This is a genomic window from Streptomyces sp. NPDC005070, from assembly GCF_053600395.1.
On record NZ_JBSFZS010000007.1, the window covers coordinates 92,611 to 114,271 of the forward strand.

Annotated in this window: 20 protein-coding genes; 10 read left to right on the forward strand and 10 right to left on the reverse strand. The window is 72.7% G+C overall.

What is annotated here, in order from left to right; genetic code table 11:
* Positions 1-71: 71 nt before the first annotated feature.
* Both ACWEBX_RS04565 and ACWEBX_RS04570 read right to left on the reverse strand, forming a co-directional pair.
* Complete coding sequence (locus tag ACWEBX_RS04565) at positions 72-962, reverse strand: chitosanase (protein WP_451883426.1); 891 nt, start codon at positions 960-962, stop codon at positions 72-74.
* Between the two features lie 326 nt (positions 963-1,288).
* Positions 1,289-2,209: a rhomboid family intramembrane serine protease gene (locus ACWEBX_RS04570; RefSeq protein ID WP_451883427.1), complete on the reverse strand. Its 921-nt coding sequence runs from the start codon at positions 2,207-2,209 to the stop codon at positions 1,289-1,291.
* Positions 2,210-2,426: 217 nt separating this feature from the next.
* On the opposite strand from ACWEBX_RS04570, the gene ACWEBX_RS04575 reads away from it, so the two are divergent.
* Together ACWEBX_RS04575 and qcrB are read left to right on the forward strand one after the other, a co-directional pair.
* Complete coding sequence (locus tag ACWEBX_RS04575) at positions 2,427-3,146, forward strand: vWA domain-containing protein (RefSeq protein ID WP_451883428.1); 720 nt, start codon at positions 2,427-2,429, stop codon at positions 3,144-3,146.
* 132 nt (positions 3,147-3,278) lie between these two features.
* On the forward strand, positions 3,279-4,997 hold the full coding sequence (gene qcrB / locus ACWEBX_RS04580; protein ID WP_451883429.1) for a cytochrome bc1 complex cytochrome b subunit: 1,719 nt from the start codon (positions 3,279-3,281) through the stop codon (positions 4,995-4,997).
* On the opposite strand, the gene ACWEBX_RS04585 is transcribed toward qcrB, so the two are convergent.
* Together ACWEBX_RS04585 and ACWEBX_RS04590 are read right to left on the reverse strand one after the other, a co-directional pair.
* Positions 4,969-6,084 (reverse strand): acyl-CoA dehydrogenase family protein, encoded by a 1,116-nt coding sequence (locus ACWEBX_RS04585; protein WP_451883430.1) that lies wholly within the window; start codon positions 6,082-6,084, stop codon positions 4,969-4,971. The genes qcrB and ACWEBX_RS04585 overlap by 29 nt on opposite strands.
* The gene (locus tag ACWEBX_RS04590; protein WP_451883431.1) at positions 6,084-7,229 is read right to left on the reverse strand and encodes an acyl-CoA dehydrogenase family protein; all 1,146 of its coding nucleotides are present in this window, start codon (positions 7,227-7,229) and stop codon (positions 6,084-6,086) included. Before ACWEBX_RS04590 ends, ACWEBX_RS04585 begins: the two co-directional genes overlap by 1 nt.
* A gap of 58 nt (positions 7,230-7,287) precedes the next feature.
* Between ACWEBX_RS04590 and ACWEBX_RS04595 the strand changes: the two genes are divergently transcribed.
* Genes ACWEBX_RS04595 through ACWEBX_RS04605 form a run of 3 tightly spaced genes read left to right on the forward strand, consistent with a single transcriptional unit; the run spans position 7,288 to position 9,901 of the window.
* Positions 7,288-8,079: an SDR family oxidoreductase gene (locus ACWEBX_RS04595; protein WP_451883432.1), complete on the forward strand. Its 792-nt coding sequence runs from the start codon at positions 7,288-7,290 to the stop codon at positions 8,077-8,079.
* A 15-nt stretch (positions 8,080-8,094) separates the two neighbouring features.
* Positions 8,095-8,712 (forward strand): TetR/AcrR family transcriptional regulator, encoded by a 618-nt coding sequence (locus ACWEBX_RS04600; protein ID WP_451883433.1) that lies wholly within the window; start codon positions 8,095-8,097, stop codon positions 8,710-8,712.
* 31 nt (positions 8,713-8,743) lie between these two features.
* Positions 8,744-9,901, forward strand: coding sequence for an acetyl-CoA C-acetyltransferase (locus ACWEBX_RS04605; RefSeq protein ID WP_451883434.1), 1,158 nt, complete (start codon positions 8,744-8,746; stop codon positions 9,899-9,901).
* A 45-nt stretch (positions 9,902-9,946) separates the two neighbouring features.
* Here the strand turns inward: ACWEBX_RS04605 and ACWEBX_RS04610 are convergent, their stop codons facing one another.
* From ACWEBX_RS04610 to ACWEBX_RS04625, 4 genes are all read right to left on the reverse strand, one after another.
* Entirely contained in the window at positions 9,947-11,041 is a 1,095-nt protein-coding gene (locus tag ACWEBX_RS04610; protein WP_451883435.1) for an NAD(P)H-dependent flavin oxidoreductase, read from the reverse strand.
* On the reverse strand, positions 11,041-11,814 hold the full coding sequence (locus ACWEBX_RS04615; RefSeq protein ID WP_451883436.1) for a CoA-transferase subunit beta: 774 nt from the start codon (positions 11,812-11,814) through the stop codon (positions 11,041-11,043). The genes ACWEBX_RS04610 and ACWEBX_RS04615 overlap by 1 nt, the downstream gene beginning before the upstream one ends.
* Positions 11,815-11,882: 68 nt before the next feature.
* Positions 11,883-12,749 (reverse strand): CoA transferase subunit A, encoded by an 867-nt coding sequence (locus ACWEBX_RS04620; protein WP_451883437.1) that lies wholly within the window; start codon positions 12,747-12,749, stop codon positions 11,883-11,885.
* A complete protein-coding gene (locus ACWEBX_RS04625) occupies positions 12,746-13,498 on the reverse strand; it encodes an enoyl-CoA hydratase family protein (RefSeq protein WP_451883438.1) in 753 nt (250 codons plus the stop codon). The genes ACWEBX_RS04620 and ACWEBX_RS04625 overlap by 4 nt, the downstream gene beginning before the upstream one ends.
* Positions 13,499-13,598: 100 nt before the next feature.
* On the opposite strand from ACWEBX_RS04625, the gene ACWEBX_RS04630 reads away from it, so the two are divergent.
* Positions 13,599-14,375, forward strand: a complete 777-nt coding sequence (locus tag ACWEBX_RS04630; protein WP_451883448.1) for an SDR family oxidoreductase — start codon at positions 13,599-13,601, stop codon at positions 14,373-14,375.
* Entirely contained in the window at positions 14,372-15,286 is a 915-nt protein-coding gene (locus ACWEBX_RS04635) for an SDR family oxidoreductase (RefSeq protein WP_451883439.1), read from the forward strand. Before ACWEBX_RS04630 ends, ACWEBX_RS04635 begins: the two co-directional genes overlap by 4 nt.
* Before the next feature lie 245 nt (positions 15,287-15,531).
* Here the strand turns inward: ACWEBX_RS04635 and ACWEBX_RS04640 are convergent, their stop codons facing one another.
* Complete coding sequence (locus ACWEBX_RS04640; RefSeq protein ID WP_451883440.1) at positions 15,532-16,278, reverse strand: ankyrin repeat domain-containing protein; 747 nt, start codon at positions 16,276-16,278, stop codon at positions 15,532-15,534.
* Positions 16,279-16,429: 151 nt separating this feature from the next.
* The gene (locus ACWEBX_RS04645; RefSeq protein WP_451883441.1) at positions 16,430-17,323 is read right to left on the reverse strand and encodes a hypothetical protein; all 894 of its coding nucleotides are present in this window, start codon (positions 17,321-17,323) and stop codon (positions 16,430-16,432) included.
* A 242-nt stretch (positions 17,324-17,565) separates the two neighbouring features.
* Between ACWEBX_RS04645 and ACWEBX_RS04650 the strand changes: the two genes are divergently transcribed.
* The 3 genes from ACWEBX_RS04650 to pepN form a co-directional block, all read left to right on the forward strand.
* On the forward strand, positions 17,566-18,348 hold the full coding sequence (locus ACWEBX_RS04650) for a S1 family peptidase (RefSeq protein ID WP_451883442.1): 783 nt from the start codon (positions 17,566-17,568) through the stop codon (positions 18,346-18,348).
* Positions 18,349-18,453: 105 nt separating this feature from the next.
* The gene (locus ACWEBX_RS04655; RefSeq protein WP_451883443.1) at positions 18,454-18,825 is read left to right on the forward strand and encodes a chorismate mutase; all 372 of its coding nucleotides are present in this window, start codon (positions 18,454-18,456) and stop codon (positions 18,823-18,825) included.
* A 280-nt stretch (positions 18,826-19,105) separates the two neighbouring features.
* The coding region (gene pepN / locus ACWEBX_RS04660; RefSeq protein WP_451883444.1) for an aminopeptidase N at positions 19,106-21,661 on the forward strand (2,556 nt) is incomplete at its 3' end.

Genomic DNA, 21,661 nt, shown 5'->3' on the forward strand with positions numbered 1-21,661 from the left:
CGGCGCCTGCCCCCCTGTCCCCGACCGGACGACCGGGCAGGCGCCGCCGCATGTCCGCATTCGCCCGGCGCCTACGGCACGCGGTAGGTCTCGCCGTACACCTTCCACTCCAGCGGTGTGCGCAGGCCGAGGTTGCCCTCGTCGAGGAACCGGCGCTGGGCCGTGTCGACGCGGGTGGTGTCACGGTCGGGGTCTTCGGACTTCATGGCCGCGCGGCGGATGTCCAGGAAGGTGCCGAGGTACGTCTTCTCGTCGCCGCCCTCGGACGGCGGGTCCGCCTCGCGCACGGCGCGCTCGCGCAGCCCGTAGAAGCTGTGGTCGCCGGTCCCCGGACCGTGCAGCACCATGGCGTCGTAGTAGATGAACTGGCCGAGCGTGCCGAGACCGTCGCGCTTGGCGAGCCGGACCGCGGGGTCGAAGTAGACCCGGTCGCGCTCGGAGTCCTGGGCCTCGCGGAACGCTGCGAGGCCGGCCTCGTGACGCCAGGCGGCCGGGAAGTTCGGGTCCAGGCCCTCGTGGGAGTCGGTGCCGTCGACCTCGCGCAGGGCCGGGAGATAGCGGGCGAGCCCGTTGCCCGGGTGTGCCTCGGTGTAGCGCTCGACGAGGGTGAGCAGGTCGTGGGTGCCGGTGCAGAAGCCGACGACGCCCGCCGTGTAGCCCTGGCCGTCGCCGATGTCCTCGATGTAGCCGTACGCCTCGTGCCACGTCAGCGTGGAGTTCTCGGCACTCGCCACGATCTTCTGGGCGAGTTCCTTCTTGCCGGGAGCGGCGAGGCCCGCCGGCCGCCCGGCGACGACCGTGGCGTCGGCCGTCCGCGTCAATTTGGCCTGCACGTGGGACCGGGCCGCGGGCGGCGCGCCGCTCTTGGCGTCGGCCGTGGCGTGCTCGGGCGTGGCGAGATGGACCGCCGCCGTGATCAGCACGGCGGCCAGAACGAAGAACAGACAATCCGCGCGTTTCATGCGGCACAGGGTACGCACGGCGGGCGCGCGGACAAGGCCGTTGCCGGGCCGCGCGGGCGCCGCACACGTGTGCCACGAGGCACCCGGCACGCGGGCGGCGGCTGTCGACCCGCTCCGCCACCGCGGCCGGGGCCGTGCCGGGGCCCGTCCCGGATCACGGGGTGCGGGTCACCGGGCGTGGGTCACGGCCGTGGCTCGTGCCGGGCCCTTCCCGGGCTGTGGGGAGCGGGGGCGTGGGGTCGCGGGGAGCGGGGAACGAACGGGGCGCGGGGAACCGCCGGGGCTCCGTGCCGACGTACGGGCTCCGCCGTCCGTTCCCGCGTCGGCTAGACCGCGCCTGTCCGCAGCGCCGACACCTTCAGCACCGTGAGGACCACCAGCAGGGCGAGCAGGCCCACGCAGACGGCGGCCTGGACCAGGGTCCGGCGGCGGTCGCGGGGAGCGTACGCGTAGGCCGCGGTCACGAGTCCGCCCGCGAGCAGCCCGCCCAGATGCCCCTGCCAGGACGTGAGCCCCGCCGAGATCAGGAGCCAGATCAGCAGGCCCGCCATGAACCGGTTGACACCGGCCATGTCCGCGCCGACGCGGCGGGCCATCACGTAGTAGGCGGCGCTGATGCCGAAGATCGCGCCGGACGCGCCGATCGTCTGCACCTCCGGCGCGATCAGCAGCACGAGGACCGAGCCGCCGAGCGCCGACAGCAGATACAGCGCGAGGTAGCGGACCCGGCCGAGCTGGGCCTCGACGATCCGGCCGATGTTCCACAGCGCGAACATGTTCATCACGATGTGGGCGATCCCGAACGTGCCCTCCGTGGGCGGCAGATGGAGGAACACGCCGGTCAGCAGCCGGTACCACTCCCCGTCGACGAGGCCCTCCGCGTGGAAGGACGAGGGGTACGGGAAGTCCCAGAGGTAGTGGCCACCCTCCGAGTCCGTGAGACCCGCGCCGAGCATCGCGAACCGGTCCACGACCGAGGAGCGCAGCAGCTCGGCCACATAGGCCAGCACGTTCAGGCCGATGAGGACGTACGTCACCGCCGGGACCGTCGATATCCGGCCGCCGAACGCCGTGCGGGCCTGCCGGACGGACCGCGCGCCCTCCTTCACGCACTCCACGCACTGGTGACCGACGGCCGCCTCACGCATGCAGCTCGGACATATGTAGCGGTCGCAACGGGTGCAGCGCACATGCGACTCCACCTTGGGGTGGCGGTAGCAGGTGGTGACGGCGGACTCGGACTCCACGGCCGGCTCCTAGGAACGCACGGGTACAGGGGGAAGGTGAGCCGGTGGGGGCGGCGGTGATCAAACTATCCAACCCCCCGGCCCGCGGGGAACGGCAGGGCCACGATCCGGCCCGCCGTGGAGGTACCCCCGTGCCCGCGCTCCGGAGCGGCCGGGACGGTGCCGGGACGGTCACGTAATCTCGGCGTTCCGCAGTCCTCGTGCGACGGGAGTCCGCATGGCCGGAATCAGCCTCACCAAGATCGAGGAGACCGCGCCCGCGCTGGTGGGTCCCTACAAGAGCGCCGGAGTCAGTCTCACCCGGCACGGACTGAGCGGCCAACGGGCCGCCGTGTACCTGGTGGTGGACTACTCGGGGTCGATGAAGCCGTACTACGACGACGGCAGTGTGCAGGCACTCGCCGACCGGGTGCTCGGCCTGTCCGCCCACCTCGACGACGACGGCATCGTCCCCGTCGTCTTCTTCTCCACGGACGTCGACGCGGTCACCGACATCGCGCTCGACAACCACCCGGGGCGGATCGAACGGATCGCGGCGGGGCTCGGACACATGGGCAGGACCAGCTACCACCTCGCCATGGACGCCGTCATCGACCACTACCTCGACAGCGGTTCCGACGCCCCGGCCCTCGTCGTCTTCCAGACCGACGGAGGACCCATCAACAAGCTCGCCGCCGAACGGTATGTGTGCAAGGCCGCCAGACTGCCCATGTTCTGGCAGTTCATCGGGTTCGGCGACCGGGGCAGCAGACAGTTCGACTTCCTGCGCAAACTCGACGAACTGGCCGTGCCGCACAAGCGGGTCGTCGACAACGCGGGCTTCTTCCACGCCGGTTCGGATCCGCGCCGGGTGAGCGACGGGGAGCTGTACGACCGGCTGGTCGCGGAGTTCCCGCGGTGGCTGGCGGCGGCACGCGCCCGCGGAATCCTGGCCTGACCCGCCCGCGCCCGCCCGGCCGGGGCAGGGACACCGCCCGCCCCGCCCGGTCCGCCCCAACAGCCCGCCCATGACGCCCCGTTGGCTTGGAACGACCGACGTGCCACCCTGGTGGGCCGAGGGGAGCGGCGAATGGGCGCACGAGAGATCGACTCCGGCGGGACCGCGGGGAGTTCGGCGAACGGAGCACCCGGGAGCGCGACATCGGGGACTCCGGGCGACACGACCGTACGGGCCCGGCGCGCACCGGAGACCGGTAAGGGGGAGCGGCTCGCCGACTGGGCCGACGGACGCCTCGGCGTCTACTCCCTGGCCAAGGCCAACATGCGCAAGGTCTTCCCGGACCACTGGTCGTTCATGCTGGGCGAGGTCTGCCTCTACAGCTTCCTCGTCCTGATCCTCACCGGCGTCTATCTCACCCTGTTCTTCGAACCGAGCGGCGTCGAGGTCGTCTACCACGGCTCCTACGGGCCGCTGAACGGCATCGTCATGACCCGGGCGTACGAGTCCACGCTCGACATCAGCTTCGACGTGCGCGGCGGGCTGCTGATCCGCCAGATCCACCACTGGGCCGCGCTCGTCTTCCTCGCCGGGATGCTCGTGCACATGATGCGGGTGTTCTTCACCGGAGCGTTCCGCAAGCCGCGCGAGGTCAACTGGCTGTTCGGCTGGACCCTGCTGATGCTCGGCCTCATCACCGGACTGACCGGCTACTCGCTCCCCGACGACCTGCTCTCCGGCACCGGCGTCCGCTTCGCCGACGGCGCCATCCTGTCGGTCCCCGTCGTGGGGACGTACCTCTCCTTCTTCCTCTTCGGCGGGGAGTTCCCCGGGCACGACATCATCCCGAGGTTCTTCCCCATCCACGTCCTGCTGCTGCCGGGCATCATGCTGGGACTGGTCGTCGCCCATCTGATCCTGGTCTTCCACCACAAGCACACGCAGTACCCGGGGCCCGGAAAGGACCAGAAGTCGGTCGTCGGCATGCCCTTCATGCCCGTCTACATGGCCAAGGCCGGCGGGTTCTTCTTCCTGGTCTTCGGCGTCCTGGCGATCATGGGAGCGATCGCCACCATCAACCCGGTGTGGGCGTTCGGGCCCTACCGCCCCGACCTGGTCACCACCGGCGCCCAGCCCGACTGGTACCTCGGCTTCTCCGAAGGGCTCATCCGCGTGATGCCGGGATGGGAGATCAACGCCTTCGGCCACACCCTCCAGCTCGGCGTCTTCATCCCCTTCTCGCTCTTCCCGCTCATCATGGCCGCCATCGCCGCCTACCCCTTCATCGAGGCCTGGGTCACCGGCGACCGGCGCGAGCACCACATCCTGGACCGGCCGCGCAACGTGCCCACCCGCACCGCGCTCGGCGTCGCCTGGCTGACCCTGTACGCCGTCCTGCTCGTCGGCGGGGGCAACGACCTGTGGGCCATCCAGTTCCATCTGTCGATCAACGCGATCACCTGGTTCGTCCGCGTCGCCGTCTTCGCCGGGCCCGCGCTCGCCTACGTCGTCACGAAACGGATCTGTCTGGGGCTGCAACGCGCCGACCGCGACCAGGTGCTGCACGGTCGCGAGACCGGCACGATCAAGATGCTGCCGCACGGCGAGTACATCGAGGTCCACGAACCGCTCGGCCGGGCCCGGCGGTTCACCCTCACCCAGCACGAACAGGCGCCGCCCTACGAGGTGGGCCCGCTCGTCGACGCGAACGGCGTGGCCCGTCGCGTCGGTCCGGCCGCACGACTGCGCGCCCGGCTGGCACGCGCCCTGTACGGGCCCGGCACCAGGATCCCGAAGCCGACGGCCGAGGAGTACCGGTCGCTCACGAGCGGGGACGACCACCACCACTGAGACCGGCCAGCGCCTCGGCCCTGCACTCGGCCGGGGTGCCCCAGGCCGAACGCAGGGCGCGGGCCTTGGTGAACCACAACGACAGGTCGTACTCGGCCGTGTAGCCGATCGCGCCGTGCAACTGCAGCGCGGCCCGCGCCGTCGTGTACGCGGCCTCGCACGCCGCGACCTTCGCGGCGGCCACCTCCGCCGGTGCCATCGACAGCGCGGCCCCGAACAGCAGCGGGCGCGCGAACTCCAGGGCGATCAGCGCGTCCGCGAGCCGGTGCTTGACCGCCTGGAACGAACCGACGGGCACCCCGAACTGGGTCCGCCGGCCGACGTACTCGACGGTACGGCCGAGGAGCGCGAGGCCCACCCCGAGAGCCTGGGCGGCCGTGGCGAGCCGGGCCCAGACCAGCGCCCGCGCCGTGGCACCCTCGACGCACGGGCCCGCGGCCAGGAGTTCGCCGCCGCCCTCCGGACGGGCGAGCCGGCGCGCCCCGTCCACGGACGCCCGCACCGGCCCGTGACCGGGCGCGAGCCGCAGCCCGTCACCGTCCACCACGAGCGACACCGTCGCCGCGTCCGCGTCGAGCGCGTAACCGCCGGACAGGGCTGCCGGGTTCGGGTCCGGCGCGTGGCCGCCGGAAGGTGGCGCCGTCGCGTCGGGCCTGTGCCCGCCGGACGGTGCCGGAGCGCCCGCCGCGGGCGCGTGGCCGTCGGGCAGGACCAGTGTGGCCAGGTACTTGCCCGAGGCGAGCCCCGGCAGCAGCCGCTCGGCCGGACCCGGCTCGCCCAGCGCGCTCAGCTCACCCAGCAGGACGGCGGCGGCGACCGTCTCCACCACCGGACCCGGAACCGCGTGCCGGCCCAGCTCCACGAAAGCGACCGCCAGTTCCACGGGAAGCGGTCCCACTCCCTCGTACGCCTCCGGGACCGCCAGCGCGAAGACGCCCGCCTCGGCCAGCCGCGACCACAGGGCCCGCCCCGGCGCGTGGTCGCCGCCCGCCCACGCACGCACCGCCGACGGCGTGTCCGCGGCCGCCAGCATCGCGTCCAGGGAGGCGGCGAAGGCGCGCTGTTCGGCGTCGAGGAGGAAGCGCATCAGCGGCGGCCCTTCGGCAGGCCGAGCAGCCGCTCGGCGATGATGTCGCGCTGGATCTCGTTGGTGCCCGCGTAGACGGGACCCGCGAGCGCGAAGACGTACCCCTCGCACCACGCGGTGTCCGCCGACTCGCCCTCGGCGCCGAGCAGATCCAGAGCCGTCTCGTGCAGCGCGATGTCGAGCTCGGACCAGAACACCTTGTTCAGGCTGGACTCCGGCCCGATGCCCTCCCCTTCGAGCAGCCGGGAGGCATGGGCGTACGCGAAGAGCTGGTAGGCGCGCGCACCGATCACCGCGTCGGCCACCCGGTCGCGCAGCGCCGAGTCCGACGGGTCGCCGTGGGCGTGCCACAGCGCGGCCAGCCGGTCCGCGGCCGCCACGAAGCGGCCCGGCGAACGCAGGGTCAGACCCCGTTCGTTGCCCGCCGTCGACATCGCCACCCGCCAGCCCTGACCCGGCTCGCCGATCACGTCCCCGTCGGGCACGAACACGTCGTCCAGGAACAGCTCCGCGAAGGCCGGCCGGCCGTCCAGGCGCCCGATCGGGCGGACCGTCACACCCGGCGCGCACAGGTCGAACATCACATACGTCAGGCCCTGGTGGCGTTTCGCCAGGCCCGGCTCACTGCGGAACAGGCCGAAGGCCCGGTCGGCGAACGCGGCCCGCGACGACCACGTCTTGTGCCCCCGCAGGAGCCAGCCGCCGTCCACGCGCACCGCGCGCGACCTCAGCGAGGCCAGGTCCGAACCCGCCTCGGGCTCGGACCAGGCCTGCGCCCAGACCACCTCACCCGTGGCCATCGGGGGCAGCACCCGCGCACGCTGCTCGGCGGTGCCGTGCTCGAACAGGGTCGGCGCCAGCAGACTGATGCCGTTCTGCCCGACCCGGCCCGGCGCGCCCGCCGCGTGATACTCCTCCTCGAACCCCAGCCAGCGCACGAGGTCCGCGTCCCGGCCGCCGTACTCCGCGGGCCACGACACCACCGACCAGCGGTCCGCGGCCAGTTCGGCCTCCCACGCGCGATGCGCCGCGAAGCCCTCCTCGGTCTCCAGGGAGGGCAGCGCGGCCGCCGGGACATGGACGTCCAGCCAGGCACGGGCCTCGGCACGGAACGCCTCGTCGGCGGGGGAGCGGGTGAGATCCATCGGCGGCACCTTCCGGCGGAGCTTCCCTAACAAGTGTTTGGTAGGTTAGCTTGGAGTCATGAGCGACGTCGAGAGCCCGGCGTACGTACCCGGCCACGGACTGCTGAAGGGCCGCACCGCCGTCATCACCGCCGCCGCGGGCGCGGGCATCGGCGGAGCCACCGCGCGCCGGTTCCTGGAGGAGGGCGCCCGCGTCCTGATCAGCGACGCCCACACCCGCCGGCTCAAGGAGACCGCCGAGACCCTGGCCGCGGAGTTCGGCCCCGCCCGGATCACCGCACTGCCCTGCGACGTGACGGCCGAGGACCAGGTCCAGGCCCTCTACGACACCGCCGAGAACCTCCACGGCCGACTGGACATCGTCGTCAACAACGCGGGCCTCGGCGGCACCTCGTCCCTCGTCGACATGACCGACGAACAGTGGTCCGCGGTCCTCGACGTGACCTTGAACGGCACCTTCCGCTGCACCCGGGCCGCCCTCAAACGACTCAAGGAACACGGCGGCGGAGGAGTCGTCGTCAACAACGCCTCCGTCGTCGGCTGGCGCGCCCAGGCCGGACAGGCCCACTACGCCGCGGCGAAAGCGGGCGTCATGGCCCTCACCCGCTGCGCCGCGATCGAGGCCGCCGCCTACGGCGTCCGCGTCAACGCCGTCTCTCCCAGCCTCGCCATGCACCCCCACCTGGTGAAGGTCACCACCCCCGAACTGCTCGAAGAGCTCACCGCCCGCGAGGCCTTCGGCCGCCACGCCGAACCCTGGGAGGTGGCCAACGTGATCGTGTTCCTCGCCTCCGGCTACTCCTCGTACCTGACCGGCGAGGTCGTGTCCGTGAGCAGCCAGCATGCGTAGGACGACAATGACCCGGTGCCTACCAAGAAGAAGCCCCAGGTGACCGCCACCCCCGAGCGCCGCCGCGAACTGCTCGGCACCGCCGCCGAGGTGTTCGCCGAACAGGGCTACAACGCCACCACCGTCCGCAAGATCGCGGACGAGGCCGGGATGCTCGCGGGCAGCCTCTACTACCACTTCGACTCCAAGGAATCGATGCTGGAGGAGATCCTGCGGACCTTCCTCGACGAGCTCTGGGACGGCTACGACACGGTCCTCGACGCCGGACTCGGCCCCCGCCAGACCCTGGAAGCCCTGGTCACCGAATCCTTCCGGGAGATCGACCGGCACCGCGCGGCCGTCGCGATCTACCAGAAGGAGGCCCGCCACCTCGCCGCACAGGAGCGCTTCGCCTTCCTCGCCGAGTCCCAGCGCAACTTCGAGAAGGCCTGGCTGAGCACCCTGGAACGCGGCGTCGGCGCCGAGGTCTTCCGCGCCGACCTCGACATCCGCCTCACCTACCGCTTCGTGCGCGACACCGTGTGGGTCGCCGCCTCCTGGTACCGGCCCGGCGGTCAGCACACCCCCGAGGAGATCGCCCGGCAGTACCTGTCGATGGTGCTCGACGGCATCTCCGTCCGCGAGGAGACGTAAGCGAACCACCCACACACCCAAGGGAGTCGTCATGGCCGAGGCCTACATCGTCGAAGCGGTCCGCACACCCGTCGGGCGACGCGGGGGAGGACTCGCCGGCGTCCACCCGGCCGACCTCGCCGCACACGTGCTCAAGGCCCTCGTCGAACGCTCCGGCGTGGACCCGGCCGCCGTCGACGACGTCGTCCTCGGCTGCCTGGACACCGTCGGACCGCAGGCCGGCGACATCGCCCGCACGAGCTGGCTCGCGGCAGGCCTGCCCGAAGAGGTCCCGGGAGTCACCGTCGACCGGCAGTGCGGCTCCTCCCAGCAGGCCGTGCACTTCGCCGCCCAGGGCGTGATGTCCGGCACCCAGGACCTCGTCGTCGCCGGCGGCGTGCAGAACATGAGCCGGATACCCATCGCCTTCGCCTCCCGCCAGGCCGCCGAACCCCTCGGCCTCACCGAAGGCCCGTTCGCGGGCAGCGAGGGCTGGCGGGCACGCTACGGCGACCGCCCCGTCAACCAGTTCCACGGCGCCGAACTCATCGCCGCGAAATGGGGCATCAGCCGCCGCGACCAGGAGGAGTTCGCCCTCCGCTCCCACCAGCGGGCGATCCGCGCCGCCGACGAGGGCCGCTTCGCCCGCGAGACCGTCGCCCTCGGCGACGTCACCGCCGACGAGGGACCACGCCGCGACACCACCCCGGAGAAGATGGCGGCGCTGAAACCCGTCGTCGACGGCGGCACCATCACCGCCGCCTGCTCCTCCCAGGTCTCCGACGGCGCCGCCGCGATGCTGCTCGCCTCCGAACGGGCGGTCCGCGAACACGGACTCACCCCCCGTGCCCGCATTCACCACCTCTCCGTACGCGGCGAGGACCCCATCCGGATGCTCTCGGCCCCCATCCCGGCCACCGCCCACGCCCTGAAGAAGACCGGCATGTCCCTGGCCGGCATCGACCTCGTCGAGATCAACGAGGCGTTCGCCCCGGTCGTCCTCGCCTGGCTCAAGGAGACCGGCGCCGACCCCGAGAAGGTCAACGTCAACGGCGGCGCCATCGCCCTCGGCCACCCGCTCGGCGCCACCGGCGTCCGCCTGATGACCACCCTGCTGCACGAACTGGAACGCACCGGCGGCCGGTTCGGCCTCCAGACGATGTGCGAGGGCGGCGGCCAGGCCAACGTGACGATCATCGAACGGATCTGAGAGCCCCCCGACGGGAGGGGACCGGACCCGTGCGCCCGGCAGGCCCTAAGCGGGCGGCCCGCCGCAGGCCTCGGCCCACGACGGATCCGCGCCGCCCGCCGCCGGAAGTGACCCCAGCGTCGCGTGGGCCTGCGCCATCACCCGCTCGACCAGTTCCGCGCACGACGGGAGATCCTCGATCACGCCCGCCACCTGTCCCGCCGCCATCACCCCCAGGTCCGTCCGGCCGTCCACCATCGACGCCTTCAGGAGCATCGGGGTGTTGGCGGCGAGCAGGACCTGGCTCCAGGTCAGATCCCTGCCGTGTCTCATGGCGAGACCGTCACGGATCATCCGGGACCAGGGGAGCCCGGACAGACGCCGGAACCCGGCGGCCCGGCGCACCGCCCGGACCAGCGCCCCGGCGCGCCCCGCCCCCTCCAGCGCGTCGACGAGCTCACTGCGCAGCATGCGGTGCGGCAGCCCGTCCACGGCCGTCGTCACGGTCACATCCCTCACCGTCGCCGCCAGATACCTCGCCTTCACCGCGTCGGGCACGGTCGAGTCCGAGGTCAGCAGGAACCGCGTGCCCATCGCTATGCCCGCCGCCCCGTAGGCCAGCGCCGCCACCAGACCCCGCCCGTCGTGGAAGCCGCCCGCCGCCACCACCGGGATGTCCACGGCGTCCACCACCTGGGGCAGCAGCACGCTCGTCGCCACCTCCCCGGTGTGGCCGCCGCCCTCGCCGCCCTGCACGATCACCGCGTCGGCACCCCAGGCGGCCACCTTCTCGGCGTGCCGCCGCGCCCCGACGGACGGCACGACGACCACCCCCGCCTCCTTCAGTCCGGCGATCAGCTCGCGGGACGGGGCGAGCGCGAACGACGCGACGCGCACACCCTCCTCGACGATGATCCGCACCCGGTCGCCCGCGTCCCCGGCATCCGCACGCAGATTCACCCCGAAGGGCTGGTCCGTACGGGACTTGACCTCCCTCACGGCGTCACGGAGCTGGTCGAGCGTCATCGTCGCCGAGGCCAGGATGCCGAGCGCGCCCGCGTTCGCCGTCGCCGAGACGAGACGGGGCCCGGCCACCCAGCCCATGCCGGTCTGCACGACGGGATGCCGGACACCGACGAGCCGGGTCAGCGCGGTCTCCATCAGCGCCCGCCCCCGCCCGGACCACCGGTCGAGGTGCCCCGCGGGTCGGGCACCTCGCGTTCACGCCGGCCGGCCGGGTCGATCAGCGTGCGGATCAGCTCCAGCTCCCGCGCGCTCGGCTCACGGGTGAACGGCACCTCGTCCGGGACGCTCAGCCCGAACCCCGTCGCCTCCTCGACCTGCTCGACGCTCACACCCGGGTGGACGGACGCCAGCCGCATCGAGTGGTCGGGCGTCGCGAAGTCGAGGACGGCCAGGTCGGTCACCACCCGGGGGAGACGATGGAAACGGGTGGCGCTCGGGCCTGCGGCGACGGCCCGGTCGTACCCCACCCCGCACACCATGTCGACCCGCTCCACGAACACGCGGGCCGAGTGTCTGGGGATCCAGTAACTGGTCGGATTGTTCAGGGTGTTGACCGGAGCCCCGCGCACGCCCAGCAACTGGCGCCGGGGCCGGGACCAGTCGCCGACGCACGCGATGTTCTGGTTGCCGAACCGGTCGATCTGGCTCGCGCCCATCATCACGTGCCGCCGTCCGCCGGTCACCGCCGTCAGATGTCTGCGGTACGGCAGCCAGCCCTCCGGAGTGCCGTCGAGACCGATGAGCAGTGCCTCTCCGTCGGTCAGCAGCAGATCCGGCGAGAAGGTGTACCGGGCCAGCCGGGCGCCGATCGACGGGATCAGGCCCATCGGGCTGGCGAGCACCTCTCCGTCGCCCCGCCACGCCTCGGCGCACGCGATCACGCAGTACTCGGCCCGGGTGACGCTCACGGGTCCCGCTCCTTCCGCGTTCTCCGGTCCCGCTCCCTCCGTGCTCACCGGCCCCGCTCCCTTCGTACTCACCGGTCCCGCTCCTTCCGCCAGGCCTGTACGGCGCTCTGGTAGGCGTGTTCACCGCCGCCGAGGAACCGCTCGGCGAACTCGGCGTACGGCGTGGTCGCGTACAGCTTCTGGAAGGCCTCGTCCCGTCCGTAGTCCGGGACGCACGAGGTGAAGTGCGCCCCGTTCGGCGTCTCCACCACACCGGTCACCGACGACCGCTGGAGCAGCAGCGTCTGCGGCGCCGCCTCCTTGGTCAGCTCCGCGGTGTCGACGATCCGCTCGCAGGAGACGTACGCCGCGTCCGCCGCCTCGCAGAACAGGTCGTCGAAGTACGGATCGGGGCCCAGATACTGGCCGTTGCCCGCGCGGTCCGCCCGGTTCATGTGGACCAGGGCCGCGTCCAGGCGCAGCGCCGGCATGGCGACGAGCTCCTCCCGGATCCCCGAGACCGGGTCCGGATACGGCGAAGTGACCGTCCGCAGGCTCGGATCGACCCGCATCACGTCCGAGCCGAGCCCCGCCCGCACCGGCATGAACGGCAGTCGGTTCGCCGCCGCGTGCAGCCCCCACATGAACATCGCCTCGTCCACCTCCCTCAGTTCGAACGCCCCGCGCTCGCGGGCCGCGCGGTAGTGCGGTTCGAGCGGAACGGAGTCGAGCGTCACGAAGGCGGTGACCAGTGTGCGGATCCGGCCGGCCGCGGCGAGCAGACCGACGTCCGGGCCGCCGTACGACACGACGGTCAGATCGGTGATCTCGCTGCGGAGCAACGCTCTCACCAGGGCCATCGGCTTGCGGCGCGAGCCCCAGCCGCCGATGCCGAGCGTCATCCCGCTCTCCAGCCGGCCGACGACGTCCCGCGCCGACATGGTCTTGTCGCTCACCGGGGGGCCTCCTCGCCGAAGGTGTCGCGGACGCGGGCGGCCACACCGGCGAGAGAGGCCTCGAAGGTGAAGCCCTGCTCGAAGCGGTAGCTGCGGCGCACGTCGACGGGATCGATGCCGTTGATGGCGGCCTTGGCGAGCCGGACGAGCTGCCCGTCCTTGGCCGCTATCTCGCGCGCCAGCTCCAGCGCCGCGGACCGCAGCTCCTCGCGCGGCACGACCCGCCACACCGAACCGTGGGCGTGCAGTTCGGCCGCCGTCACCGTCCGCGAGGTGTAGTACAGGACCCGCATCAGATGCTGGGGGACGAGACGGGACAGATGCGTGGCCGCCCCCAGCGCGCCGCGGTCCAGCTCGGGCAGCCCGAAGACGGCGTCCTCGCTCGCCACGATCGCGTCCGCGTTCCCCACGAGCCCGATGCCGCCGCCCAGGCAGAAACCGTGCACCGCGGCCACGACGGGCACCTCGCACTCGTACACCGCGGCGAAGGCCTCCGCGCAGCCGCGGTTCGCGCCGATCAGAGCGCCCCCGCCGGTGGGATCGCGCTGCAGCTCCTTGATGTCGACGCCCGCGTTGAACCCGCGCCCCTCCGCTCTGAGGACGACACAGCGGACCCCGGGTTCGGCGCCCGCCGCGCGCACGGCGTCGGCGAGGGCGAACCAGCCGCGCACCGGCAGCGCGTTCACCGGCGGGAAGTCGACCGTGACGACGGAAATCCCCTTTTCCGGGGACGAGGTGGAGACACCCATGGCTGCATCAGCTACCTTTCCACCAAACGTTTGTTAGGTGTGATGCGAAGCTAGCAGCGATCGCGGCCGCGCGGGAGGCCCTGTGGACAACGCGGACACCATGGACCGGCCCGGACCTGCCGCGGACCTCGGCGGCCGGACCGTCGTCGTCACCGGCGGCACCCGAGGCGTCGGGGCGGGCATCACCCGTGCCTTCGAGCGAGCCGGCGCCCACGTCGTGGTCTGCGCCCGGCGGCCGCCCGAAAACCCCCTCGGCAAAGCCGACTTCGTCCCCCTCGACGTGCGCGACGCGGCCGCGGTACGAGCCTTCTTCGACGCCCTGCCCCGGCTCGACGTCCTGGTCAACAACGCGGGCGGCGCCCCCTACCGCCCGCTGGCCGACGCGGACGCCGAGCGGCACGCCCGGGTCATCGAGCTCAACCTCGTCGCTCCCCTCACCGCGTCGATCGCGGCCCGCGACCACCTCAGACGGACCAGGGGCTCGATCGTGATGATCGGCAGCGTGAGCGGCTCACGCCCCTCGCCCGGTTCCGCCGCCTACGGCGCCGCCAAGGCGGGACTGGAGAACCTGGCCCGTTCGATGGCCGTCGAGTGGGCGCCGGAGATCCGGGTCAACACCCTGGTCGTCGGCATGGTCCGCACCGAACTCGCCCATCTGCACTACGGCGGCGAGGACGGCCTCGCCGCCGTCGCCGGCACCGTCCCGCTGGGCCGCCTCGCCCGGCCCGCCGACGTCGGCGCCGCCGCTGTCTTCCTCGCCTCCGACGCCGCCGCCTACATCAGCGGCGCCTCCCTCCTCGTCCACGGAGGCGGGGAACGGCCCGCCTTCCTCGACGCCGCCACCGCCAACAAGGACCAGTCGGGAGAGACACGATGAGCGCACGACTGCTGTGCGAGGGGCGGGTCGTGATCGTCACGGGCGCGGGCCGCGGGCTCGGCAGGGCGCACGCCCTGGCGTACGCCGCCGAGGGCGCACGGCTCGTGGTCAACGACCTCGGCGTCGGCCTCGACGGCGTCCCCGCGGCGGACAGCCCGGCCCGGCGGGTGGCCGAGGAGATCCGCGCGGCGGGCGGCGAGGCGGTGGCCCACGGCGGCGACATCGCGACGGCCGAGGGCGCCGCGTCCCTCGTCCGCGCCGCGCTGGAGACGTACGGGCGTCTCGACACCCTCGTCAACAACGCCGGATTCCTGCGCGACCGGATGCTGGTCAACCTCGACGAGGACGACTGGGACGCCGTGACGCGGGTCCACCTGAAGGGGCACTTCCTGCCGCTCAGGCAGGCGGCGGCGCACTGGCGCGCGGAGGCGAGGGCGGGCCGCTCGCCCGACGCCAGGGTCGTCAACACCAGCAGCGGCGCGGGCCTGCTCGGGTCCGTCGGTCAGGGCAACTACAGCGCCGCCAAGGCCGGCATCGTCGCGCTGACCCTGGTCGCGGCCGCCGAGATGGAGCGTTACGGCATCCAGGTCAACGCCATCGCCCCGGCCGCCCGTACCCGGATGACCGAGCGCACCTTCGCCGACACGATGGCCGCCCCCGGCAGCGGATTCGACGCCATGGACCCCGGCAACGTCTCGCCGCTGGTCGTCTGGCTCGGATCGGCGGCCAGTGCCGGGGTCACCGGCCGGGTCTTCGAGACCGAGGGCGGCCGGATCACGGTCATGGAGGGCTGGCGGCCGGGCCCGAGCGCCGACAAGGGAGCCCGCTGGACCCCGGCGGAGGCAGGCGAGACGGCCCGCGAACTGCTGACACGGGCGGGGACTCCGGGGGCGGTGTACGGGGCGCGGTAGGCGACCCGGCGGCAGGTTGCTCCGAGGCCGGTGAGTCCCGCCGGCGCCGGGGACGGGGACGGAGGTCGGCGTGCGCTGCCGGTGCCGGGGACGGCAGGGCTCGGAGTGCTGCCGGGGACCCGGTCGCGGAGGGACTTCCGGGGGCGGCGGCCTCGGTGCGGTTCCCGCCCTGGAGCCTCACGGGACCGGTGTGCGTGCTGCCGTACCGTTCCCGGAGCCGTCGGAGCCGTCGGAGCCGTCGGAGCTCAGTGGCCGGGGCGGGTCGTACTGGCCTTCAGCAGGGCGACGATCTCCGTGTGGCCGGTCTCCAGGTCGTCGCCCGCGAACGGCCTGCCCCGTTCGTCCAGGAGCCGGACCTCGACGGTGACGCCCTCGGGCGACGGATGCCGGTGGGTAACCGCCGCGTGGCCGGCGCCGTGCGTGCGGGCCAGGCCCTCCCGGAGCTCGGCCTCGACGCCGACGCCGAGCAGCCGGCGGGCCTCCGCCAGCGCCTCGCCCCGCGCGCCCGCCCCGCGCGCGAGCAGGGCCCGTACACAGCCGGCCGAGCCCCGGTGCGCGGCCGTCACCAGCGGGGGCTCGCCCGCCGGCCCCGGCAGGTCGGGGTCCGCGCCCGCCGCGAGGAGCGCCTCCGCGACGGCGGTGTGTCCTCCTCGCAGGGCCCAGGTCAGCGCGGTGAAACCGAACGCCTCCACCGTGTCCGGGTACGCCCCCGCCGCGAGCAGGGCGCGGACCACCTCCGTGTGACCGCCGCAGGCGGCCCCGCACAGGGGAGCGTCCGTGCCCAGGCTGAGCCGATCGGGCTCGGCGCCCGCCGCCAGCAGCAGCCGTACGACGGCGGGCCGGTCGCTCACCGCGGCCAGGTACAGGGCGCTCTGGCCGTCCTCGTCGACCGCCTCCGGGCTCACCCCGGCGCGCAGCAGCCGTACGACCGCGTCCTCGTCGCCCTCGTACACGGCGGGGAAGAGAAGTGCGGTCGGTTCGTTCGTGCTCATCCTTCGACCCTCGCTCGCCACCGACACGCGAGGCAAAGGCTTTCGGGGTGTTCTGCCTCACCCGGCCCGCGCCCCGGCCCGACCCTTGGCGCCACGAACGGCGCACGCGCGGGGCGGCACCCAGGGTGAGCCACCAGGGCCTGTCCGGCGCCTAGGTGTCGCACTCCAGCACCGTCCGGCACAGCGCGCACCGCGCCCGTACGCGGCCCCGCACCGGCACCCTGATGCGCTGGTGGCAGGTCGGGCACGGGAAGGAGACGCGCAGGGGTCCGCGCTCGTCGGGCGCGAAGGCGTAGGGGACGCCGGAGGGGTCGGGGGTGTGATGGTCCTGGGCGTGCCGGCGGTCCCTGGCGTAGCGGCGGCGGCCCGCCCAGCCGGCCGCGGTCAGCGGGGGCTGCCGCCCGTCGCGCAGGGCCAGTTCCATGCCCTTGGTGTAGGCGGTGAACGCCTGCGGGCTGGTGAACCACACCGAGGGGTCCTCGCCGAAGACCAGGGCGCGCTTGGCGAGGACATAGCCGAACTCCTCGGGTGTCAGATAGCCGAGCTTCTGCGAGGAGGCGCCGTCCTCACGGTAGGCGTCGAGGAGCAGCCAGCCCGCGCCGAGGTAGGCCGCGGCCGTGTCGGTGAGGATCTCGGTGTCGCGGGTGCCGGGGAACGAGAGGTCCAGGCGGTGCAGATAGACATGCATCACCTCGTGGGCGAGGGCGGCGCCGATGTCCCTGCGATGGGTGCGGAAGCGGTCGTTGAGCTCGATGAAGTACTCGGGTCCCGCGGCGAGTTCGACATGCGCCGCGTGGGTCATCTCGCGGAAGCCGATGATCATCCGGGCGTCCGGCAGCCGGTAGTGCCGCACCATCTCACGGGCGACGCGCTGGGCACCCAGATGCAGGTCGTCGACGTCGGCGAAGGCCACGTCGGCGGGCGCCACGCTGGTCGCGAAGGTGTGGACGGTGTCGTACGAGAGCCGCTTGTAGAGCGCGGTGACCGAGGCCCGCACCGTGTCCAGATGAGGGAAGCCGTGCTCGACGGGTCCGCCGTTCGCCACGCCCGCACCCCCAGAAGACGCCGGAACTCCTCTCCACTGTAGGCGGGGTTCCGCCCGGTGGCGGGGGAGCGGGGCGGGGGAGCGCGGCGGAAGGCCGCGAGTGGCCGGAATGCGGCTCTTGCCCGGCGCGGCGGCCGGTCCTCATAATCCCCACCAGCTTGGCAGGTGCATGCCATTCACGGTTCCCCGTGTATGTCCCCGTGCGCCCGCCTCGCGGACAACCCCCCACGAAAGGAAGCGCGTTGAAGTCTCTCAGGAAGTACGGCGTCATCAGAAGACTGCTCACCGTCGGCGCGATCGCACTCGCCACCGTGTCCCTCCAGCCGCTGACCGCCCACGCCGCACCCGCACCCGTCGTCGGCGGGACACGCGCCGCCCAGGGCGAATTCCCCTTCATGGTCCGCCTCTCCATGGGCTGCGGCGGCGCCCTCTACACCCAGAGCATCGTCCTGACCGCCGCGCACTGCGTGAACGGCTCCGGCACCAATACCTCCATCACCGCCACCGCCGGCGTCGTCGACCTCCAGAGCAGCAGCGCCGTCAAGGTCAAGTCCACCAAGGTGCTCCAGGCTCCCGGCTACACCGGCAAGGGCAAGGACTGGGCCCTCATCAAGCTCGCCAGGCCCATCAACCTGCCCACTCTGAAGATCGCCACCAACACCGCCTACAACAACGGCAACTTCACCGTCGCCGGCTGGGGCGCCACCCGCGAAGGCGGCGGACAGCAGCGCTACCTGCTCAAGGCCACCGTCCCCTTCGTCGACGACGCCACCTGCAAGCAGGCGTACGGCAGCGACCTCGTCCCCGGCGACGAGATCTGCGCCGGGTTCGTCGCCCAGGGCGGCGTCGACACCTGTCAGGGCGACTCCGGCGGACCCATGTTCCGCAAGGACGACACCGGCGCCTACCTCCAGGTCGGCATCGTGAGCTGGGGCGAGGGCTGTGCCGAGCCCGGGTACCCCGGCGTCTACAGCGAGGTCTCGACCTTCGCCGCCGACATAGCCAGGGCGGCCGCCGGACTCTGATCCCGTACGGCCCGTGAGCGCGGCGCCCGCGACCCCGGTCGCGGGCGACCGCGCACGGCGTCCCGTCAGGATCGGGCCCCCGCGGGCCACGTAGGGTTGGCTGTCATGACCACCAGCAAGCCCCAGGAAGCCGGCCCCGACATCAGCGCGGAGCTGGCCCGGCTGCGCGACAGCATCGACAACATCGACGCCGCCGTCGTCCACATGCTCGCCGAACGCTTCAAATGCACCCAGCAGGTCGGCCACCTCAAGGCCGCCCACCAGCTCCCGCCCGCCGACCCCTCCCGCGAGGCCCACCAGATCGCCCGGCTGCGCCGCCTCGCCGAGAGCGCCAAGCTCGATCCGGCCTTCGCCGAGAAGCTGCTGAACTTCATCATCGCCGAGGTCATCCGGCACCACGAGCGCATCGCGGACGACGCGGGCGGCAGCCCGGCCGGCGCCACGGACGCGACCGGCACCTCCGACACGGGGGAGTGACAGCGGCGGGGCGCCGTCCCGCCGTTGGCCCGTGGCCGCGTCGTGACCGCCCCGGCCGCGCCGTGACCGCGCTCTGGCTGTGCCGGGATCGCCCTCGTCCGTGGTGCGATCGCCCCTCGGCTGTGCCGCGATCGCGGAGCCGGCCGTGCCGTGACCGCCCCCGGCCGTGCGGCGACCGCCCCTCGGCGTTCCGTGACCGCGCCCCGCGATCAGACATACGCAGAGCGTACATATCGCACCACCCCTGTGTCCCGACCGCGCCATCGGGCAGCATGGCCTCATGTCCGTACTGACGCGCGACGAAGCGCAGACCCGTGCCAAGCTCCTCGACGTCCACCACTACGGGATCGAACTCGATCTGACAGGAGGGGACGAGACCTTCGACTCCCTGACCGTCATCCGGTTCACCTCCCGCACCGACGCGGACACCTTCGTCGAGCTGAAGCCCGCCGAACTGCGCTCCGTCACCCTGGACGGCCGGCCTCTCGACCCCGAGACCCTGGACGAGAACCGGCTGCCCCTCAAGGGACTCACCGCCGGCGAGCACGAACTGCGCGTCGACGCCTCCATGCGCTACTCCCGTACCGGGGAGGGCATGCACCGCTTCACCGACCCCACCGACGGCGAGACCTACCTCTACACCCAGCTCTTCATGGAAGACGTCCAGCGCGTCTTCGCCGCCTTCGACCAGCCCGACCTCAAGTCCGTCTTCGAGCTCTCCGTCACCGCACCCGAAGGCTGGACCGTCCTCGCCAACGGCGTCACCGAACACCTCGGAGACGGCCGCTGGCAAGCCGCCCCCACCCCGCTGATCTCCACCTACCTAGTCGCCGTCGCCGCCGGCCCCTGGCACTCGGTGCGCACCGAACACGCCGGCCTGCCCTTCGGCCTCCACTGCCGCCGCTCGCTGGCCCCCTACCTCGACGCCGACGCCGACGAGATCCTCGACGTCACCCGCGCCTGCTTCGACCGCTACCACGAGAAGTTCGACGAGCCCTACCCCTTCGACTCCTACGACCAGGCGTTCGTCCCCGAGTTCAACGCCGGCGCCATGGAGAACCCCGGACTCGTCACCTTCCGCGACGAGTTCGTCTACCGCTCCGCCGTCACCGACACCGAGCGGCAGACCCGCGCCATGGTCATCGCCCACGAGATGGCCCACATGTGGTTCGGCGACCTCGTCACCCTGCGCTGGTGGGACGACATCTGGCTCAACGAGTCCTTCGCCGAGTACATGGGCTACCAGACCCTCACCGAAGCCACCCGCTTCACCGACACCTGGGTCGACTTCGGCGTCGCCCGCAAGTCCTGGGGCTACGACGCTGACCAGCGCCCCTCCACCCACCCCGTCGCCCCCGATCCGGACGCCGTCCCCGACACCGCGTCCGCCATGCTCAACTTCGACGGCATCTCCTACGCCAAGGGCGCCTCCGCCCTGCGCCAGCTCGTCGCCTGGCTCGGCGAGAAGGACTTCCTCGCGGGCATCAACACCCACTTCGCCCGCCACAAGTTCGCCAACGCCACCCTCGCCGACTTCATCGACAACCTCGCCTCCGCCACCGAACGCGACGTCCACGCCTGGGCCGACGCCTGGCTGCGCACCACCGGCGTCGACACCCTCAGGCCCGGGATCACCGAAGCCGACGGCCAGTGGCACCTCACCGTCGACCGCGACGGCAGCCGCCCCCACCGCATCGCCGTCGGCGCCTACGACACCGTCCCCGGCGAGGGCGACCGCCTCACCCTGCGCGAGCGCTTCGAACTCGACGTCCCCCGGGGCGACGTCGGCGCCCCCAGGCCCGGCCGCCGCCCCGACCTGCTCCTTCTCAACGACGGCGACCTCACCTACGCCAAGGTCCGCTTCGACACCAAGTCCTTCCAGACCGTACGAGCCGCCCTCGGGGGCCTCCCCGACCCGCTCACCCGGGCCGTCGTCTGGAACGCCCTGCGCGACGCCGTACGCGACGGCGAACTGCCCGCCATGGCCTACATCGAGACCGCCCGCACCCACCTGCCGCGCGAGACCGACCTCGCCGTCGTCCAGGGCGTCCTGACCTTCGCCACCGCCCATGTAGCGGGCCGGTACCTGAGTCCCGAGGAGCGGCCCACCGCCCTCACCACCCTCACCGACCTGTGCCGCGACCTCATCCGCCGCACCGAGGACGGCTCCCGGCCCGGCCTGCGCCTGACCGCCGTACGCCACCTCATCGACGTCGCCGTCCACCCCGACACCATCAGCGCCTGGTTCTCGGAGGGCACCGTCCCCGGCGGCCCCGAACTCGACCCCGAGCTGCGCTGGCGCATCCTCGGCCGGCTCAGCGTCCTCGGCGCCGTCGACGACGCCGTGATCGACGCCGAACTCGTCCAGGACCCCAGCGCCACCGGCCAGGAGGGCGCCGCCCGCTGCCGCGCCGCACTGCCCGACCCCCAGGCCAAGCGCGCCGCCTGGGACGCGATGTTCGCCACCGACGACCTCTCCAACTACCTGTTCACCGCCACCGCCCAGGGCTTCTGGCAGCCCGAACAGGCCGACCTCGTCCGCGAGTACGTCGAGCGGTACTGGCCCGACGCCGTGGCCGTCGCCGAACGACGCGGCCCCGCCATCGCCGAAGCCGCCGGCCGCTGGGCCTTCCCCGCCAGCGCCGTCACCCCGCAGACCCTCGCCCTCGGCGAGAGCTGCCTGCGCGAGGCCGACCCCATCCCGGCCCTGCGCCGCAAGCTCGCCGACCAACTCGACGACCTCGCCCGCGCCCTGGGCCTGCCGAACGACGCCGTGGAGGCGACCGGCGCCCTGCTGGACGCGCTGCGCGAGGAGCGCGAGCGCACGGTCGGCCTC

Coding starts and splice junctions, on each gene's coding strand:
- ACWEBX_RS04565 (WP_451883426.1), bottom strand. CDS start 962: ATGAAACGCGCGGATTGTCTGTTCTTCGTTCTGGCCGCCGTGCTGATC.
- ACWEBX_RS04575 (WP_451883428.1), top strand. CDS start 2,427: ATGGCCGGAATCAGCCTCACCAAGATCGAGGAGACCGCGCCCGCGCTG.
- qcrB (WP_451883429.1), top strand. CDS start 3,279: ATGGGCGCACGAGAGATCGACTCCGGCGGGACCGCGGGGAGTTCGGCG.
- ACWEBX_RS04585 (WP_451883430.1), bottom strand. CDS start 6,084: ATGCGCTTCCTCCTCGACGCCGAACAGCGCGCCTTCGCCGCCTCCCTG.
- ACWEBX_RS04590 (WP_451883431.1), bottom strand. CDS start 7,229: ATGGATCTCACCCGCTCCCCCGCCGACGAGGCGTTCCGTGCCGAGGCC.
- ACWEBX_RS04595 (WP_451883432.1), top strand. CDS start 7,288: ATGAGCGACGTCGAGAGCCCGGCGTACGTACCCGGCCACGGACTGCTG.
- ACWEBX_RS04605 (WP_451883434.1), top strand. CDS start 8,744: ATGGCCGAGGCCTACATCGTCGAAGCGGTCCGCACACCCGTCGGGCGA.
- ACWEBX_RS04610 (WP_451883435.1), bottom strand. CDS start 11,041: ATGGAGACCGCGCTGACCCGGCTCGTCGGTGTCCGGCATCCCGTCGTG.
- ACWEBX_RS04625 (WP_451883438.1), bottom strand. CDS start 13,498: ATGGGTGTCTCCACCTCGTCCCCGGAAAAGGGGATTTCCGTCGTCACG.
- ACWEBX_RS04630 (WP_451883448.1), top strand. CDS start 13,599: ATGGACCGGCCCGGACCTGCCGCGGACCTCGGCGGCCGGACCGTCGTC.
- ACWEBX_RS04635 (WP_451883439.1), top strand. CDS start 14,372: ATGAGCGCACGACTGCTGTGCGAGGGGCGGGTCGTGATCGTCACGGGC.
- ACWEBX_RS04640 (WP_451883440.1), bottom strand. CDS start 16,278: ATGAGCACGAACGAACCGACCGCACTTCTCTTCCCCGCCGTGTACGAG.
- ACWEBX_RS04655 (WP_451883443.1), top strand. CDS start 18,454: ATGACCACCAGCAAGCCCCAGGAAGCCGGCCCCGACATCAGCGCGGAG.